This window comes from Marinobacter sp. bablab_jr003, assembly GCF_016464245.1.
Classification (GTDB): domain Bacteria; phylum Pseudomonadota; class Gammaproteobacteria; order Pseudomonadales; family Oleiphilaceae; genus Marinobacter; species Marinobacter vinifirmus.
In genome coordinates, this window is sequence record NZ_JADARC010000139.1 from 1 (window position 1) to 817 (window position 817).

Below are 817 nucleotides of genomic sequence, written 5' to 3' on the forward strand. Positions count from 1 at the left end.
GAAACGCTGGAAGCGGATCAAGGGGTTTAACCAACTGAAGCTGGTCGTGAACAACGTTCAGTTTCGGGATGGAGAACGGGTGGATGATCAACCTGACAGAGACGCCGCTTGATGGTCATACACCAGATTTGACAATAACTCAACTAATAAGCTGTTAGATGTAGTTTGCTCACAGCAAATCGCGTAGGACAAGACTGATATTTTTAAAAAATACTCTATAAAATACGACTCCTTCTTGAAACGTAGGAGTTGATTTCTATGAAAAACTGGATGTTCTTGGCTATTGCAATATTTGGAGAAGTGGTTGCAACTACTGCACTAAAGTCTACCAATGGATTTACTAAGCTAGGCCCGTCCCTTGTAGTTTTGGTGGGTTATGGAATTGCATTTTACTTTCTTTCGCTATCCCTTAAAGCAATACCTGTGGGTGTCGCGTATGCAGTTTGGGCGGGTTTGGGAATCGCTTTGGTGACATTGATTGCATGGGGTGTCTATGGGCAAAAGCTGGACACTTGGGGGTTTGTTGGCATCGGGTTTATTGTGAGTGGAGTAGCAATTCTTAATCTATTATCCAAGGCTAGCGTTCATTGAGCTGTCAGGCATCTAACAATCGCAGGCACAGCGACGGCTTTTCCGTTTCGGCTGCGCCTTCACTACAAAGCCGCGCGTGCTGCGGGCGTTAGCCGTCCAGGAGAAACCGATGCGGACATTATTCGTGATTTTTGCGCTCCTATTCTGCTCCCTGGCGAGCGCAAGCGACTCGTGCTTGAACGCGCACAAAGCATGGCGCTCTGACTTTCACGTGTTTATGTCTTTA

At 46.6% G+C, this 817-nt stretch carries 1 protein-coding gene; it reads left to right on the plus strand.

The annotated features are described in order from the left end of the window. The first annotated feature begins 258 nt into the window (after positions 1 to 258). The gene (locus H3Z84_RS16880) at positions 259 to 591 is read left to right on the plus strand and encodes a DMT family transporter (protein WP_199458291.1); all 333 of its coding nucleotides are present in this window, start codon (positions 259 to 261) and stop codon (positions 589 to 591) included. The last annotated feature ends 226 nt before the right edge of the window (positions 592 to 817 follow it).

Coding starts and splice junctions, on each gene's coding strand:
- H3Z84_RS16880 (WP_199458291.1), top strand. CDS start 259: ATGAAAAACTGGATGTTCTTGGCTATTGCAATATTTGGAGAAGTGGTT.